This is a genomic window from Flavobacterium saccharophilum (genome assembly GCF_900142735.1).
Classification (GTDB): Bacteria; Bacteroidota; Bacteroidia; order Flavobacteriales; family Flavobacteriaceae; genus Flavobacterium; species Flavobacterium saccharophilum.
Genome location: NZ_FRBY01000002.1, coordinates 260631 through 277931, shown reverse-complemented (window position 1 = coordinate 277931; position 17301 = coordinate 260631). Strand labels below are relative to the sequence as shown.

Sequence of the window (17301 nt, the reverse complement as noted above, 5' to 3'; positions counted from 1 at the left end):
GACTTTTCTATTTAATCACTGAATGTTATTAGTGTATTCAGTACCCACTTTTAGGTATGAATCCCACCTATAGCAAAGGCAGGGACATTAGAAGCAGGGCCAAAAAGTTTTAAAAGAACTTGCTAAAATAATTATATATTTGTTGGCAAGCCGGGATATAATAGTGTAAAAATAAGCTTTCTTAGGTGTATAATCTTTATTATATAGCTGTTATAGATTAAGTTTTGCGTTATCTAAGAGCGAACCTTTGCCAACATCGAACCGACAAAAATGAAAAATCAATTATTAATTACAGGCAATTCAAAAACTATAATCTTAATTAGATTGATGGTTGGGGTTGTATTTCTTTCAGAAGGCATTCAGAAATTTATATTTACTGAAACACTTGGAGCGGGACGATTTGAAAAAATTGGTTTGCCTTGGCCTGAATTTTTGGGAAATTTTGTTGGAAGTTTTGAAATTGTTTGCGGATTTCTGGTTCTACTTGGGCTTTTAACAAGATTAGCCAGTATTCCACTTATCATTATAATGGTAGTGGCAATTGCAACCACTAAATCGGAAGTTTTAGCAGAAAAAGGTTTTTGGGAAATGATGCACGGAAGCAGAACCGATTGGGCAATGCTTTTGGGAAGTATTTTTCTGTTGATTAATGGTGGTGGGTTTTGGTCGGCTGACAAAACTTTAATTAAAAATGGAGCATAAAGCAGATTTAAAAGATATTGCCAAACTTTTTTTAAAACTTGGAATTATCGGTTTTGGCGGACCAGCTGCACATATTGCAATGATGCAAAACGAAGTTGTTGTCAAAAGAAAATGGCTAACCGAAGAGCACTTTCTTGACTTAATAGGTGCTACAAATTTAATACCTGGTCCCAACAGCACGGAAATTGCAATCCACATCGGAAACGAAAAAGGTGGTTGGAAGGGTTTGATAGTGGCAGGTCTCTGTTTTATTTCGCCAGCAGTTTTCATTACAGGGATTTTTGCTTATTTCTACAAACAATACGGGCAAATTCCTGCAGTACAACCATTTTTTTACGGGATAACCCCTGCCATTATTGCTGTGATTTTGGGTGCGATTTTTCCATTGACAAAAAAATCGCTAAAACCGACAGAACTAATAATTATCGGATTACTTGTTTTGCTTGGTTCATTATGGAGCGTCAATGAGATTTTTTTAATGTTTGGAGCAGGTTTTTTAGCCTTAATTTTGGCATATTTAAAGAACAGAAAGCAAAATAAGATTAGCAGTTTTCTACCATTAACTTTGTTGCAAATTGCAAATACCAGCATAGTTTCTGCAAGTAATACAAACCTGTTTTGGATTTTTCTAAAAATTGGTTCAATACTTTATGGAAGCGGTTATGTATTGTTTGCTTTTCTTGACACAGATTTAGTTGCCACAGGGCTTTTAACCAGGCAACAATTAATTGATGCAATTGCAGTTGGGCAATTCACACCAGGGCCCGTTTTTTCTTCGGTAACATTTATTGGTTATCAAATCAATGGTGTAATAGGAGCAATGGTCTCGACAATCGCCATATTTTTACCTTCCTTTGTTTTTGTAGCATTACTAAACCCAATGGTAAAGATAATGCGAAATTCAAAACTTTTTTCTTCATTTTTAGACGCTGTAAACGTAGCATCAGTTGCAATAATTGTAGCTACTTGTTTTGAAATGGGCAAAGAGACAATTATAGATTGGAAAACAATCTTGATATCAGTTTCAAGTATAGTAATTGTATTTGGATACAAGAAATTAAATAGTGCTTTTGTGGTTATAGGAGGATCTTTAGTTGGTTATTTATTGACGCTAATATAACTAAAATCAGGGTTTATACGTTTTCATTCAATAAATGCAAATATTGAAGTAAGGAAATACAACATAAGGAATTATTCTTCAATAGCATTGCCTCAAGAACCTGAATTTAATAATTCTAACCTTTTATAGACATTTATTTAATTTTAAAATTAATATTTATGGAATTATGCAGATTCAAAGGTATTACTACTAATTGTGCTTAAATAGCCCTGTCAGTCCTTAAATTAGCTCTATCAGGTGTAATCATAGTGCTTAAAGTAGAGACAGATAAGGTTCTGTCGCATTTGCGAATAACTTTTATCTTTGGAATTTAATCCAGTCGAAAAATGAATACGAAAGGTCATTGCTATCCGAGGTCTATTATATTGCAGGCAGTATATTTTAAGCTTAGGTTTACATTAAGTTATCGGGATGTTGAAGAGATCATGAAAATGCGAGGAGTTCATGTTGATCATGCTACCATTCAGCGCTGGGTATATAAGTTTGCCCCGTTAATGGAGATGCAAATGAAGAAACGTAAAGTACACGTTAGTGGTAGTTGGAGAATGGACGAGACTTATATTAAGATTAAAGGGCAATGGTGTTATTTATATAGGGCAGTTGATAGGTCTGGCAATACAGTTGATTTCTTATTAACTAAGAGAAGGCAGAGGATGAGTGCCCAGTCATTTCTAATTAAAGCAATAAGTAATAATTGTCGCCCAAGAGTAATAAACATTGATAAAAGCGGTTCTAATACTGCAGCGATCAAAGTCTATAACAAACGTTTTTTCTCAAAGATTAAAATCCGACAGTGTAAATATCTCAACAATATTGTCGAACAGGACCATCGTTTCATCAAGTGGCGCATACAAAACGGATTAGGTTTTAAAAATTTTGAATCGGCCAAACGAACGTTAAGCGGAATTGAAGTTGTGCATATGCTTAGAAAGAATCAGATGATTAGACCAGAGATATCTATGTTTAAATCATTCTGTAAATTGGCAAGCTAATTTTTAAATTACTTAAATTTTTATATTTTATTCTGACAGATGCGACAGAACCCTAAATTGCCCATTTTTTCCAGCTTCACTAGTTTGTTTTAATATTAATTCATAAAAGTCTCCTAATGTATCTTGAAAATATTGCCCTTTTTCTCTTTCTTTGTCAGCTTCAACGTATATTTCATTGATTAAATCTATTGCCGCATTTAATAATGATGTTTTTTCAATTCTAAATTCTGCACCTTCCATTGCTTCAGTAAAGGATTCTTGTTTAGAATATAAGTTTTTAATATAATTAAAAACTTCTTTCATATAATTTGGTAAATTATCTTTATATTTTTCGTCAGAAGTATAAATACTCAATTTGTATTTTTCATCTTTAATCATGCCTACATCTTCTGCTCTCTTCATAAAAAGCAAATAAGATATCTGTTCAAGAGCAGTTAAAGGATTTGCCATTCCTCCTGACCAAAATAAGTCCCATAACTGATTAATTTTGTTTTTAATTTCTTGGTTTAGCATATTTGAAAGGATTAGTGATAAAAGCAAATTTAAAATTATAAACTGTTTTAGCACTAAAATTAAAGATTTACTTTATGTTTTTTTTATAAAGTTTTGAAAATGGATAAGTTATCTCTTCTACAATTACTAGGATATTTATATTTTATAAAATATAAATACCGATTTTTTAAAAAAGGAGAAGTATAGAGAATAATATAAGTTACTTTGTAGCTTTTTTAACTTTTATTCATTTTAACTCTTAGATTATAATTCAAAAAGGATTTATAAAACTAAAGGGGGAATTATAGGGGAAAGAAATGTGTCTATTATTGTCCATTAAAGTCTAATAATGTCCAATAAAAAACCCGCTATTAGCGGGTTTTTATTTGTTTTAAGAATTATTCATTCTTCAATTTCGTGACATCTACGGGACAAATTTCAACAAAATTTATGGAAGATTTGAAGAGATTGGCGTACTACACGTAGTTCCTGTCTTTCATTTGCTTTAGGAATTTGGTTCGGATGTCCTGTTGGGGATTAATAGTAAGTTGCGCCTAATTTAAAACGTATTTACTATTATACGCAGTTCATTAATTTAAAAGGAAAATAATTTAGTTCTTCATCATATTAAGTCCTTGCGCGATGCTTACAATAGGCTTGTAACCTAGTTCCTGTATTGCTTTTTTGTCAATAGTAATAAATTCCATTCCTAATGCATTTACAAGTCCTTTGTATAGTGGTGGATGTCCCTTAAGCCTAAAAGTCTTCCAGATGAATTCCATTGTTGAAGCAACTCTTTTGGCCATTGCCAAAGAAACTTCTTTATCTGGCACAGTTATTCCTTGTGTTGCAACATATTTTTTAATAAAGTCCTTGAAAACAGGTGTTTCGCCATCGGTAAGAAAATAAGCCTTACCGCCGCTATGCTGCGATTGATCTGCTAAAATTAGGGCATGGCAGACATTGAGAACATGGCAGGTTACAAATCGGTGTCTGCCTCCATCGATAAACTGCATATTTCCTTTTTTGACAGCATCGATAATTCCGGCTAATGTATTGGCATCGTCCTTTCCCCAGATCATTGGTGGTCTAAGCGCTATGGTTTGAAAAGTTTCTGTATTTGCGCCTAAGACCAATTTCTCGGCCTGAAGTTTTGTTCTTGAGTAGCCATCAATGATATTGTCAGATTCAAAAGTTTCATCGGCGTTTACAATGGCTCTGCCGTTCATGATTACAGATGCAGCACTGAGATAAACAAACTTTTTAATGTTAGCATTTTTAGCCACTGATAACAATAATTCTGTGGATTCAACGTGTAGTTTTTTTAATTTTTTTTCAGAAGCAAAAAAATCGACTGAAGCAGCTAAATGGAATATTGTGGAACATTCTTTTGCTCCTTCTGCTAAAGCTTGGGCATCGTTTAAATCGCCTTTTATTGCTATAGCCCCTTGCTTTTGTACTTTTTGAATTGCCTGTGTTGAACGTGCTAATGCTTTTACCTTATAGCCATTCTCTATAAGCATGGAAATTAAGTGCTGTCCTACAAATCCAGATCCTCCTGTTACGAATACTTGTTTCATTTTAGTTGTTTTTTCTTGTCCATATACTAGTTTCTCCTAATCCCATCCACGAAGCTCCGATATAACCCGTGACCTTTATTGTACTATCAGCATTTAGCTTTATAATACATTTATAGGTTTTGCCTTTTCTGCCATCATAGATTTTTCCGTCACTCCATTCTTTATCCTCCCTAATGAATATAAAACCATACATTAGATTAGAGTTTAGAAGAGGTTTGCCTCGCAATTTTTCATTTGGATTTTTTTTGTCCAATAACAATTTTCCTGTAACTGGGTCATTTTGATTTTTCATCCAGATAAGCTTTCCGGAGTAGGTACTGCCTGATTTGTAGATCTCAATTTGACCATCTTTTTCCTGGTTCCACCATGTACCGATTATTTCATCTCCTGTAGATTGGCTAAATGAATTAACCCCGGAGAAGAATAAAATTATTAAAAGAAATAATTTTGAATTGTGCCTTTGTAATTTTATCATATTCTTATTTTTGATTATGATACAAAGGTCTTTCAGAGCGTGTTTTTAATTTTTGCGAATTCGCAAAAAAATCATTGTTTTTTTGTTATTTCTTTTTTTAGATGACTCAGAGTAAATTGGGAAATACCTAAATAAGATGCTATTTGATTGGCAGGAACGCTGTTTGCTATTGTAGGGAAAAGTTCTAAAAAAGAGATATATCTTTCTTTGGATTCTTTTTGAAAAAGGCTGTCCCTTACCCGTATTTTATCAAACAAGGTTTTTTCCGTAATCTTTCTGATTAATTCGTGCCATTCAAAAACTTCATTATCAAATTTTTTAAGAGTATGTAATTGTATTATTATTAGTTCACAGTCTGTGGATGCAATGCAGGAAACAGATGAAGGAGTTTGAATTCGCAAACTTTCCAGATCGGTAATGAACTTGTTTTCAGAAATAAAATGTACTGTATTTTCTACTCCTTTTTCATTGTAAAAGAATAATCGTGCAATACCCGATTTAATAAAATAAAGAGTATTGCATCTTTCACCTGCTTTCCATAGAAAGCAGCCTTTTTTTACACTTTTATATTCAAGATTAGCTTCTATGAAAGCTTTGCTTTCCTGGCTTATTTTTAAGAAAGTATCAAAATAATTAAATATGGAATCCATCTTTTTTCTTTGCTAATTTATAAAATGTGAATAAGTCTTTTTTTGCTAATCAGCAAAATTTTACTAAAAATTTTGTTTAGTTATAGATTTGTCGCAATACAATTAGCACTTTGCAAAACTGAAAAAGTATTGCGTTTTAAATTTTTCTATTCGATTATATATGAGAGGACTCTGTTTTTTTGAGGCAAATAATTGAGCTGTTTAACTTTAGAGTTTGTCTTTAATTACGGTGTTTTAAAAAACAGCCAAAATTTCTCAATGCTATAATAACAGGAATAATACCTTTTCCGTTTTCTGTGAGACGGTATTCAACTTTTGGCGGAACTACCGGATAAACAGTTCGTTGAACCAGTCCATCATTTTCAAGATCCTTTAGCTGATTGCTAAGCACTTTTTCAGAGATGGCACCCAATTCTTTTCTGAGTTCAGTATAGCGTTTAAGTGGGGATAACGACAATCTGTAAAGAATAAGAATTTTCCATTTTCCACTAATGCTTTTGTTTGCAAGTTCTACATGACAGGAAAAAAAAGCATCACCCTCTGTGTAATGTTCCTCAACTGTATTTTTTTCTATTTTTTTTTCGTTCATAACGATCTAATTTTCTACAAATCTAACCATTATGTTCATAGCTAACCAAATGGTAAGTACTTTTCCAGACCAAATCATACAGTTACATTTGTTTTATTAACACGGTTAAAATGTAATAAAAACCGATAAATTTTAGAAGATATGCTAAAAATGGGAATTATGAGTACGGCTAATGTTTCGCGCTCATTTATAGAGGTTTTAAAAAATTCTACAACAATTAAAATTACGGCGGTGGCTAGTCGACACCTAGAAAAGGCCCAATCTTTCGCTGAACAATTTAGTATCGAAAATGCATATGCTTCGTATCAGGAACTTCTGGATGATCCTCAATTAGATGCGGTTTATATACCGCTTCCTAATTCATTGCATGCAGAGTGGGTCATTAAAGCAGCGCAGGCCAAAAAACATATTTTATGCGAAAAGCCAATTGCCCTGACCGTCGAAGATGTAAAACAAATGTATGAGCAAGCCATATTAAACAATGTATTATTGATGGAAGGCTTTCCTTATAAGTTTCAGCCGCAAACTATTTTGATGCTGAAAATGATACAAGAAGGAGCTATTGGTGAAATATCGCAAATCTATGCCGATTTTGGATTTACTGTTGATGATGCCGAAAACAATATCCGCTTAAAACCGGAACTTGGTGGCGGCGTAATGTGGGATGCCGGAGCATATCCTGTAAGCATTATACGGGCCATTACCGGTCAAAATCCGAGCGAAATAATGGCGCATGGAAAGTTCAATGATCAGGACTTAGATATTGCTGTTGCTGCAATGTTGAGGTTTGAGAACGGAATAACCGCGCAGTTGAATTGCAATTTTAATGCAGCTCCGCATCGTTACGTTCGAATAATTGGTTCAAAAGGAATTATTGCTGCGGGATATAATAATATGACAAAACCAAACACAGCGTTTATTGAAATTAAAAAAGGTTTAGACTGGAATTATGAGTTAGAGAAAATAGAAGTTCCTTATGGCGTTGGTTTATTTTTTGAAGCAGAAGCTTTTGCAGATCACATTCAAAACTATACTAAAGAGAAACAGGTTTTGATGATGAATGAATCGATAGACAATACATTAACCATTTTAAATATTCTGGATGTTATTAAAAAATAATAGCCACAAAATAAAATATCAAGTAATGTGTAACTAAATTACTTTCTGAATTTAAAACAAAATTAATGCTAACATCGACTGAAGCAGTTGTTTTTTCAGACAACTGCAAAGTTGATTTATGTACTTTCATTTTAATCTTTAATTAATACATTTGGCCTACCAAATCTATAACCGAACGTCAAACCAAATGGCGTTGCTAAAAAGAAAAAAGAAAATGAATAGAAAAACAATAATTTTAATCTTTTGCATTTTGTCTAATTTTTGTTTCGGACAAACCAATTATTATGTTGCTGCAACAGGTAGTAATACAAATTCCGGTTCTCTTTCTTCACCTTGGAAAACAATTCAATATGGCTTAAATCAATTGCCGGCCAATGGAATTTTAAATGTTTTTCCGGGAACTTATTTAGAAAAGATTACAATTGCGAAAAGCAATATTACCTTAAAAAATTATTCAGCAACACTTCCTGTTATCGATGCAACAGGAATAACAACTCAGGATGCTATTCTTGCTATCACTAATAAAAGCAACATAACTATTGATGGGATCGAGCTGCAAAACAATATTCAAAATACGGCTCAGGGAATTTTAGTTGAAGGAAGTGGGGATATTATTATAATTAAAAACTGTAAAATACACGATATTCATTTCTCAGCTAATGTAAATGCGGCTGTAAATGAAAACGTAAATGCGCAGGGAATTATAGTATTTGGCACAAACGGAACAACAGCCATTACAAACTTAAAAATACAAAATAATGAATTGTATAATTGCAGATTAGGTTACAGCGAAGGAATTGCTGTTAACGGAAATGTAAACGGGTTTGAAGTCAGTAACAATAACGTTCATAATCTTACCAACATTGGTATCGATATTATTGGTCACGAAGGCACTTGCCCAACTCCTGCAAACGATCAGGCAAGAAACGGGCTTGTTAAAAACAATATTGCTCATGATTGCATTGCTGCGTATTCAACTTCCGGAGGGATTTATGTAGACGGAGGAAAAAACATAACGGTTGAAAACAATACGTCCTATCATAATGGTTACGGAATAGAAGTTGGATGCGAAAAAATTGGCCAGACTACTGATGGAATTATTATTAGAAACAATGTTTTTTATGACAATCAAATTTGTGCTTTAGCAATGGGAGGATTTGATTATCCGTCAGGTTCAGGAAAAGTTATCAATTCTTCTTTTAAAAACAATACGTGTTATTTTAATGATTACAGCAATTCAGGAAACGGAGAGTTATATCTTTCTTACAGTGAAAATAGTAGTATTCAAAACAATATTTTTTATACCCGAACCCAAAATATTGTAGCCTATGCAGAGCTAACACAACCAAGTTTAAATTTTAATTACAATACATTTTTCTGTCAGGCTGGTACAACTAAATTGATAGCAGACTGGAACAGAACGCAATATACGGGATTCGCTTCTTTTTTATCGGGAACAAAAACAAACTCAAATTCGATATTTGCAAATCCACAATTAACAAACGCTGCGATTACAAATCCTGATTTTCATCTTCTGACAAGTTCTCCGAGCAAAAATGCCGGAAATCCGTCTTATGTTGCTGCCAATACCGAAACGGATTATTATAATGAATTAAGAATTGAAGGTGGAATAATTGATTGCGGAGCAGATGAATTTGGAACTACTTTGGGCTTGGGAACTGATAAAATGGAAGTTTCTAAATTCAATATTTATCCAAATCCGGCAACAAATTTCATTACTATTGATTCTGAGATAAAAGTTGATAAATATCAAATTTTTAGTATTAACGGACAGAAACTAATGGAAGGATCTGAAATAAATAAAATCAATATTTCAGGACTGAATTCAGGACTATATTTCATAAAATTTGAAATTGATAACAAGAGTTATGTGTCTAAAATAATAAAAAGATAAGCTTTAAGATTACCTCCTGTTGAAAAAGAATATAATACTGTAAATCATATACCTTTGAAAAGGTAAAAAACAAATGATGGAAAAACTGAGAAAACATATTGAAGAAATTATTCCCATTACGGATGAAGAGTTTGAATCTATTAAACCATTTTTTACGATAAGAAGGGTATTAAAAAATCAATATCTTATTCAGCAAGGAGATGATGCCAAATATGAATATATCATAATGAGCGGTATTTTCAGAGTTTTTTATTTGGATGAAGACGGAAAGGAACACATCGTGCAATTCGCTACCGAAAACTGGTGGATGTCTGATTATATTTCATATTTCAATCAAAAGCCGGCAAACATGTACGTAGTATGTATGGAGCCGGGAGAGGTTTTATGCCTGACACTTGAAGGTAGAGAAAAACTCTCTGTTACGCTTCATAAAATGGAGCATTTTTTTAGGGTAAAACTCACCAAAGGCTATATAGCTCTTCAGCAAAGGGTAATTTCGTTACTGGCTAATAATCCGCAACAGCGGTATAAAGAATTTGCAAATCTGTATCCAAATCTTATGCAAAAAATTCCCAAGAAATATATTGCTGAATATCTAGGTGTCAGCCGCGAAACCCTTAGCAGGCTTTACTCTAACACCAAATAACATAACTATTAATTCTCAAAGTGTGATTCTCATCACACTTTTTTTGTGACTTTTCTCCTCGTACTGAGGAGTAGAGCTGGCATAAATTTGCCCTATAAATAATTCATTAACAACTTAAAAATTTATAGAAATGAAAAAGATTATGATTTTATCAGTGGCACTTGCCTTTTTATCTTCTTATGGACAAACTAAAAAAGAAGACACCTCAATAAAACAAAAAACAACCCTTAAAAACGAAACAAAAATGAACAAGAAAATTTTAATTATCGTATCGAATGCCAATGCAATTGGACCAAACAACAGAAGAACAGGTACATTTCTTCCAGAAGTTGCACATCCGTATGCAGAATTTGACAGAGCAAATTACCAAATAGATTTTGCAAGTTTAACAGGAGACACACCTTATTTAGATGCGCTTAATCTTGCAAATGATTCTGATAATCTTGCTTTTCTAACCGGAAAAGGATGGGAAGCGATGCAGAAAGCGGTTAAACTTTCAACGGTTGATGTTAGTAAATATGATGCGGTTTTTGTACCAGGAGGATTAGCGCCAATGGTAGATATGCCGGAAAATGAACTTTTGAAAAAAGTGATTAGAGAAACTTACGAACGAAATGCAATTGTTGGAGCAGTGTGTCACGGTCCGGTAGCTTTATTAAATGTAAAACTAAGCAACGGAACTTATCTGGTAAATGGTAAAAACATTACCTCTTTTACAGATGAAGAAGAAAGAGGTTACGCTATTGCTGATGTTCCTTTCTTGCTTGAAACTGCCTTAACGAAACAAGGCGCAAAATTTCACGCAGCTGCAGTATGGTCTGCTCACAGTATTGCAGACGGTAATCTGGTTACAGGACAAAATCCTGCTTCTGCAAAAGGAGTAGCTGAAAAGATGATTATCATATTAGAATCTCTTAAAAAGTAATTTCTTAATTGTATTGACCTTTTTAAAGAAGAGAAGGTCAGTATAATTTTATTATTAAAACTGAAAAATAATTATAAAAAAAAATTAAAATGGAAAATCAAAATCAGGTTCATGTTTTTGCGACATGGAAAGTTAAAGAAGGTCAGGTTGAAAACGTTTTAAATATACTAAAAACAGTACATGACGAAAGTATCCAAGAAAATGGAAACCTGTTTTATAAAGTTCATCAAAGTAATTCAGATAAAAATATAATACTATTATTTGAAGGATATACAAATGAAACTGCAGTTGCAGCACATAGAAATTCATCCTATTTCCAAAATTTAATTTTGGGTCATATTGTTCCTCTATTAGATAATAGAGAAATTGTTTTAGCTACGCCTGTACCTTATTTGTAAATAAAACACATGCAAACTATGAATGTTAAATTAAATCAATCTGAAAAAATTATTGAAGCAGCAAAGGCTAAAGCAAAAGAAATTGGAGTTGCTATGAATATTGCCATAGTTGATGAAGGAGCCAATCTAAAATGCTTTTTAAGAATGGATGGAGCACTTTTGGGATGTGCAGATATAGCAATAAAGAAAGCAAAGACTTCGCGTTTCTTTGATATTGATTCAGGAGAAATTGGAAAATTATCGCAGCCTGGCGGTTCTCTCTATAATATCGAACATTCAAATGGCGGTCTTATTTCATTTGCCGGAGGCGTATTGTTAAAAGATCGAAATAATAAAAGCATTGGAGCAATTGGTGTTTCCGGAGGCTCTGTAGAACAAGATCGGGAAGTAGCCATTGCCGGTGCCAATGCTTTACAAAATCGTAGTTAAATCACACAAAATCATTACATAAATTAAAATGGAAAATAATATTAAAAACAAAGTTATTGTGATTACCGGAGCCAGTAGTGGCTTAGGTGAAGAAACAGCAAAATATCTTGCAGAAAAAGGAGCTATTGTTGTTCTGGGGGCAAGACGTAAAGATAAATTAGAACAGATTGTAAGCGATATTAATGCAAAAAGCGGAACAGCGCTATATCAGGTAACCGATGTAACCAGTAAAGTACAAGTAAAGGCCTTAGTAGATAAAGCCGTAACGACCTACGGAAAAATTGATGTATTGATTAATAATGCCGGTATAATGCCTATTGCACCCATGTCAGAAGTTAGAACTGATGAATGGGATAGTATGATTGACATTAATATTAAGGGTGTGCTTTACGGCATAGCTGCCGCTTTGCCTATCTTTCAAAAACAAGAATCGGGTCACTTTATCAATTTGGGCTCTGTTGCAGGAATCAAAGTTTTCAGTCCAGGAGGTACAGTTTACAGCGGAACAAAATATGCTGTAAGAGCCATAAGTGAAGGACTAAGACATGAAGTTGGACGAAATATAAGAACCACAACGATTGAACCCGGAGCGATAGATTCGGAACTAAAATTAAGTACAAACCATCAGGAAAGTGCTGTAGGAGTTAACGAGTTTTATAAATTGGCTATTCCTGCTTCATCAGTAGCCAGAGCAATCGCTTTTGCTATTGAACAACCTGCAGATGTTGATATCAACGAAATTGTAATCAGACCTACTATTCAGGATTTTTAATGAGAAAATGGATTGTTTTTATAAGCAATTTGACTAAATTTAAGGAACAAACCGTGATGTAATAATTTCAAGAGTAAACCATGGTTTTTTAGAATTACATATTAAAATCACATTTATGGAAAATACCACAAAAATAATATTCCCATACGATCAAAGTCTTGTAAAAGAATTGCCTTTAATTGATAAAAGTAATATCGAAAAGATATTGACTACTGCTCAAAACTTATTCAACGACCAGTCTAGTTGGATTCCCGCTTTTAGAAGAATTGAGATATTAGAAAAAGCAGCTTTTATAATGAATGAAAGAAGCGAGGAATTAATACATATCGCCATAAGCGAAGGCGGAAAACCTTATAAGGATTCGAAAGCAGAAATACTGAGAGCCATCAAAGGTGTAAAACTGGCTGCCGAACACATATCACAAATAAAAGGAGAACAAATCCCGATGGGACTTACAGAAGTTTCGTTAAACAGAATTGCTTTTACTTCAAAAGAACCTATTGGCGTTGTGGTTGCTGTTAGTGCGTTTAATCATCCGCTAAATTTAGCGGTTCACCAAATCGTTACGGCAGTTGCTGCAGGTTGTCCGGTTATATTTAAACCCGCAAGTAGTACGCCATTATCGGGTCTTGCTTTGGCTGATATTTTAAATGAAGCTGGTTTACCTGAAGGATGGCTGCAAGTCGTTTTATGTGATAATGAAACTGCCGAATTGTTAGTTACAGATGCCAGAATTCATTTTTTCTCTTTTATTGGTTCAGCAAAAGTTGGATGGTCTTTAAAAAGTAAACTAGCTCCCGGAACTCGTGCTGCTTTAGAACATGGTGGTGCCGCACCGGTCATTGTAGAAAGTGACGCCGATTTTAGCGAAATGATTCCGGATTTGGTAAAAGGCGGTTTTTACCATGCAGGCCAGGTTTGTGTTTCGGTTCAGAAAATTTACGTAAATCAGGAAATTTGTGACCGTTTTATTGAAGAATTTTCTAGGGCAACCCAAAAATTAATCGTTGGAAATCCGTTTGATGAAAAGACAGATGTAGGCTCGCTTATAACTCCAAAAGAAGTTAATCGTGTTGAAGAATGGGTTAACGAAGCAATTGAAGAAGGGGCAAAATTAATAACTGGAGGAAAACGTATTTCTGATACAACATTTCAGCCAACAGTTTTATTTAATCCCTCAGAAGATTCTAAAGTATCAACAAACGAGATTTTCGGTCCGGTTGTATGTATTTATCCTTTTACAAATAGGGAAGAAGCTATAAAAAAAGCAAATGCTTTGGAGGTTCATTTTCAGGCCGCTGTCTTTACAAAAAATCTAGATGTTGCATTAGATGTTACAAAAAAACTGAATGCAACTGCCGTAATGATTAATGACAATACTGCTTTTAGAGTAGACTGGATGCCGTTTGGAGGAAGAGATGCCTCCGGTCTTGGAATGGGAGGCATATCCTACACTATAAATGATATGATAAGAGAAAAATTGATGGTTTTTAAAAGCAAATCTCTATAATTGATTTTTAAACTGATCAGCATAGTACTATTTTTTTACCGGAAGATTTCGAAGATGTACAGTGATATGTTTTTGGATGAAAAAAAAGTTGTAAACTTTATTTTTTGCCTAACCCTAGAATTTTCACGTGATCCCTTTAAAAAAGTAAATGAAAATAAAAAAAAATAATCTAATGTGTTGATTTTTAGTTTTTTTTTAATAAAAAATGGCGTCAATTGTCTTCAATTGACGCCATTTGGCTGTGTAGTGACCTCTAAAGGACAAATTTCAATAAATTTTATAGAAGATTTAAAGAGATTGGCTTACTACCGGTAGGGCATGACTTTCAGTGGCTTGAGCAATTTGGTTTGGATGTCCTGTTGGGGATTGATGCCGATTTATAACTAATAATTACTGTAAACCTCGTATTGGCTTAGCTATTGAAAAATGTAATTTTTATTGAACAAAATTTAGTCGGAGAATAAAATAAATGTTCAGCCGCAGATTCGAACCTAACAGTTGGATTGGCTATCATAGCTCGTTTTCTATTTTTACAATACTGGTGTGCCCCGATTCTGCCACAAAAGGCAGTCTAATGAAATGTCTTAAAAACCGCCTTAATTATTTGTAGCAAAAGAGGTCCCTTCCATAGATTAAAAAGTTTTTAGCTCCAACTCCTAAATTACCACTAATACTAGATTTCTTCTTTTTAATTGAGGTTTTTCACATCTTGAAACAAAAAATCAAATGTTTACAGATATCTATATTTAAGTCATTCTGTAAATTAGTGGATTAACTTTTAAAGAATTTAATTTCTTATATTTGATTCTTACATATACGAGAGAACCCGATTGCTAACATTTTTTTTTATGAAATGCTAACTTCTAAACAAATTAAAATCATTCGATCGATTTTTCCAAAAAAAATTAGTTCAGAATTTATGCAAGTTCTTATTGAAAATGCTCGAATTTTTACCAGTAAAAAAAATGATGTTTTAGTAGAGGAAAAGGCTCAAAGTTCTAAAATTTTCTATATTTTAAAAGGAAGTATGGTACGTTATGTTCTTACAGAGAAGGGCGATCGACGAGCGATTATGTTTCATTCTGAAGATTTAATTCCTATTGTAGGGAGTATTTATATAAATAGTCATAACTCATTCGTTCAATATCAAATTGTTGCCAATGAATCCACCGAAGTTTTAGAGATTAATATTCTCGATATACTAAAATCAGGATTGAAGGATGAAGTTTATTTTGAGTTTGCATTAAAAGGAAGTCTAAAATCTTTCGGACTCATGAATCAAATTCAAAACCATCAAATTGGCCTTTCAAAAATAGAATTTTTAAAATGGCTTTGGCTAAATTATCCAGATATTTTTCATCGATTCAAATCGAAAGATATCGCAAGTTTCTTAGGATTAACACCCGTTTGGTATAGTAATTTAAAAGCAACATTATTAAGGGATAAATAAATAGTGTTGCATTTTTAATTCTTAAATTAATTTAAGAAGAATTGTTTTTCACGAGTTTATCTTTGCTCTAAGAATAGCAAAAAATGTAAAAAAAATATGGACTTTGAAATCAAAAAACCGTCAGAAATTGGATTGAATGAACAGGCTTTAAAGAATTTAGATAATGCCATTCAGAAACGCATTGATAATGGTCAAACTTTTGGGGCTGCAGTTATTGTTGCTCGTGGTGGCAAAATTGGATACAGAAAAACTTTTGGTACTGCCAGTGGCTTGCGTGAAAGTAGTTTTGAAGATCTTTACTTGACGATGTCTTGTGCTAAATCTTTTACATCTGCATTGGCACTACATTTTGTAGATAAAGGACTATTGTCATTAAATACTTTTGTTGGTGATATAATTCCAAATTTCAGCACATTTGGTAAAGACAAAATTACGCTTCGCCACTTGCTAAACCACACAGCGGGAGTGCATGCATCAATTGCTCCGCCTTTTCCTTACTCTATTGCTGATTTGATTGATTTGGATAAAATGATTACAGCTTATTCTTCACAACCGCTCGTTTACGAAACTGGTTCTCGTTCTGCTTATACTCAAATTGCAAGTCATGCTTTGGTTGGAAAAATGATAGAATTAACTGATCCTAAAAAGCGTAAATTTAAAGACATTGCCCGTGAAGATCTGTTTGAACCATTAGAAATGTATGACACTTCATTTGGCCTGTCAGAACCAAACAACTCTCGCCGTGTTCCAGTTGCCTATACTGAAAAAATGAGTACACCTTCATCTGCTGTCACAGCAACAATGCTTGATTCCTTTGCAAATGGCATTGTGCCTGGCGGTGGAGGCTTTACAACCATTGACGATTTATTTAAATTTGCTGATGCTATGCGTCAACAGGGAAATACCGGGAAATATCGCTTGATATCTAAATCATTGTTTGAGTATGCAAGTCAAAACAGTACCGGAGATATGATTAACCACGCTTGGGATTTTGCAGAAAACGAGAAAAGAGGCGTGTCTTTTCCTGCTAATTTTCATCTTATTGGGGGTTATACTCGTGGCAAAGGACATTTCTTAACTCCCTGCGGTAGTACTGCGTCTGAAAAAGCAATAGCGGGAATGGGTGGAGGATCAACAGCTTGGATGGTTGACCCAGAACGAGATCTAACAGTTGCTTTTTTAAGTTCAGGATTTATAGAAGGTATTGAACATTTGCACCGTGTAGCTGAGATTAACGACTTGGCTTTGAGTGCTTGTGAATAGTGTTACCTGAATAACTGTTCAAGGTGTAAAACGCGATAATGTTAGTAAATTATATCGTATAAATTCTATTGGAATATAAATGCAAAATAACTATCTAATAGAATGATATTAGCAAAGTAAAGATCAAGATAGCGATATCAGGTAAAAAATCAAATACGGATATTTTAAATACCACAAAAAGGTGTCAATGAGCATATGAGAAATATACATACTGATTGACACCTAATATTAATTAGGACATATTAGAATTACAAATCAATCTCACTACTACGGA

18 protein-coding genes are annotated in these 17301 nt (G+C 33.5%); 13 read left to right on the top strand and 5 right to left on the bottom strand.

Annotation, left to right across the window (positions count from 1 at the left end):
- Positions 1 to 270: 270 nt before the first annotated feature.
- The 3 genes from BUA98_RS06670 (at position 271) to BUA98_RS06660 (ending at position 2814) form a co-directional block, all read left to right on the top strand.
- Complete coding sequence (locus BUA98_RS06670) at positions 271 to 702, top strand: DoxX family protein (RefSeq protein WP_072970847.1); 432 nt, start codon at positions 271 to 273, stop codon at positions 700 to 702.
- Positions 692 to 1822, top strand: coding sequence for a chromate efflux transporter (gene chrA, locus BUA98_RS06665; protein ID WP_072970846.1), 1131 nt, complete (start codon positions 692 to 694; stop codon positions 1820 to 1822). The genes BUA98_RS06670 and chrA overlap by 11 nt, the downstream gene beginning before the upstream one ends.
- A 326-nt stretch (positions 1823 to 2148) precedes the next feature.
- Positions 2149 to 2814, top strand: a complete 666-nt coding sequence (locus BUA98_RS06660; protein ID WP_072970845.1) for an IS6 family transposase — start codon at positions 2149 to 2151, stop codon at positions 2812 to 2814.
- A gap of 27 nt (positions 2815 to 2841) precedes the next feature.
- Here BUA98_RS06660 and BUA98_RS06655 read toward each other — a convergent pair whose 3' ends face one another.
- The 5 genes from BUA98_RS06655 to BUA98_RS06635 form a co-directional block, all read right to left on the bottom strand.
- Positions 2842 to 3327: a type I restriction-modification system subunit M N-terminal domain-containing protein gene (locus tag BUA98_RS06655; RefSeq protein ID WP_072970844.1), complete on the bottom strand. Its 486-nt coding sequence runs from the start codon at positions 3325 to 3327 to the stop codon at positions 2842 to 2844.
- A gap of 590 nt (positions 3328 to 3917) precedes the next feature.
- Positions 3918 to 4886 carry an NAD-dependent epimerase/dehydratase family protein gene (locus BUA98_RS06650; protein WP_072970843.1) on the bottom strand — a complete coding sequence of 323 codons (969 nt, stop codon included), beginning with the start codon at positions 4884 to 4886 and terminating at the stop codon, positions 3918 to 3920.
- Position 4887: 1 nt separating this feature from the next.
- Positions 4888 to 5361: a DUF2147 domain-containing protein gene (locus BUA98_RS06645; RefSeq protein WP_072970842.1), complete on the bottom strand. Its 474-nt coding sequence runs from the start codon at positions 5359 to 5361 to the stop codon at positions 4888 to 4890.
- Positions 5362 to 5432: 71 nt separating this feature from the next.
- On the bottom strand, positions 5433 to 6011 hold the full coding sequence (locus BUA98_RS06640; protein WP_072970841.1) for a Crp/Fnr family transcriptional regulator: 579 nt from the start codon (positions 6009 to 6011) through the stop codon (positions 5433 to 5435).
- Positions 6012 to 6231: 220 nt separating this feature from the next.
- A complete protein-coding gene (locus BUA98_RS06635) occupies positions 6232 to 6600 on the bottom strand; it encodes a winged helix-turn-helix transcriptional regulator (protein WP_086065190.1) in 369 nt (122 codons plus the stop codon).
- Between the two features lie 159 nt (positions 6601 to 6759).
- Between BUA98_RS06635 and BUA98_RS06630 the strand changes: the two genes are divergently transcribed.
- The 10 genes from BUA98_RS06630 to BUA98_RS06585 all read left to right on the top strand — a co-directional run bounded on the left by BUA98_RS06630 (position 6760) and on the right by BUA98_RS06585 (position 17027).
- Positions 6760 to 7719 (top strand): Gfo/Idh/MocA family protein, encoded by a 960-nt coding sequence (locus BUA98_RS06630; protein ID WP_159433455.1) that lies wholly within the window; start codon positions 6760 to 6762, stop codon positions 7717 to 7719.
- A 214-nt stretch (positions 7720 to 7933) separates the two neighbouring features.
- On the top strand, positions 7934 to 9634 hold the full coding sequence (locus BUA98_RS06625) for a T9SS type A sorting domain-containing protein (protein WP_159433454.1): 1701 nt from the start codon (positions 7934 to 7936) through the stop codon (positions 9632 to 9634).
- Positions 9635 to 9710: 76 nt separating this feature from the next.
- Positions 9711 to 10280 (top strand): Crp/Fnr family transcriptional regulator, encoded by a 570-nt coding sequence (locus BUA98_RS06620; RefSeq protein ID WP_086065225.1) that lies wholly within the window; start codon positions 9711 to 9713, stop codon positions 10278 to 10280.
- A 130-nt stretch (positions 10281 to 10410) separates the two neighbouring features.
- The gene (locus BUA98_RS06615) at positions 10411 to 11205 is read left to right on the top strand and encodes a type 1 glutamine amidotransferase domain-containing protein (protein WP_208857976.1); all 795 of its coding nucleotides are present in this window, start codon (positions 10411 to 10413) and stop codon (positions 11203 to 11205) included.
- An 89-nt stretch (positions 11206 to 11294) separates the two neighbouring features.
- The gene (locus BUA98_RS06610) at positions 11295 to 11603 is read left to right on the top strand and encodes a putative quinol monooxygenase (protein WP_072970837.1); all 309 of its coding nucleotides are present in this window, start codon (positions 11295 to 11297) and stop codon (positions 11601 to 11603) included.
- A gap of 18 nt (positions 11604 to 11621) precedes the next feature.
- Entirely contained in the window at positions 11622 to 12032 is a 411-nt protein-coding gene (locus BUA98_RS06605) for a GlcG/HbpS family heme-binding protein (protein ID WP_072970836.1), read from the top strand.
- Positions 12033 to 12060: 28 nt separating this feature from the next.
- Positions 12061 to 12804: an SDR family oxidoreductase gene (locus BUA98_RS06600; RefSeq protein WP_072970835.1), complete on the top strand. Its 744-nt coding sequence runs from the start codon at positions 12061 to 12063 to the stop codon at positions 12802 to 12804.
- 115 nt (positions 12805 to 12919) lie between these two features.
- The gene (locus tag BUA98_RS06595) at positions 12920 to 14314 is read left to right on the top strand and encodes an aldehyde dehydrogenase family protein (RefSeq protein WP_072970834.1); all 1395 of its coding nucleotides are present in this window, start codon (positions 12920 to 12922) and stop codon (positions 14312 to 14314) included.
- An 853-nt stretch (positions 14315 to 15167) separates the two neighbouring features.
- The gene (locus tag BUA98_RS06590) at positions 15168 to 15764 is read left to right on the top strand and encodes a cyclic nucleotide-binding domain-containing protein (protein WP_072970833.1); all 597 of its coding nucleotides are present in this window, start codon (positions 15168 to 15170) and stop codon (positions 15762 to 15764) included.
- A 96-nt stretch (positions 15765 to 15860) separates the two neighbouring features.
- Complete coding sequence (locus BUA98_RS06585; RefSeq protein WP_072970832.1) at positions 15861 to 17027, top strand: serine hydrolase domain-containing protein; 1167 nt, start codon at positions 15861 to 15863, stop codon at positions 17025 to 17027.
- Positions 17028 to 17301: the final 274 nt, after the last annotated feature.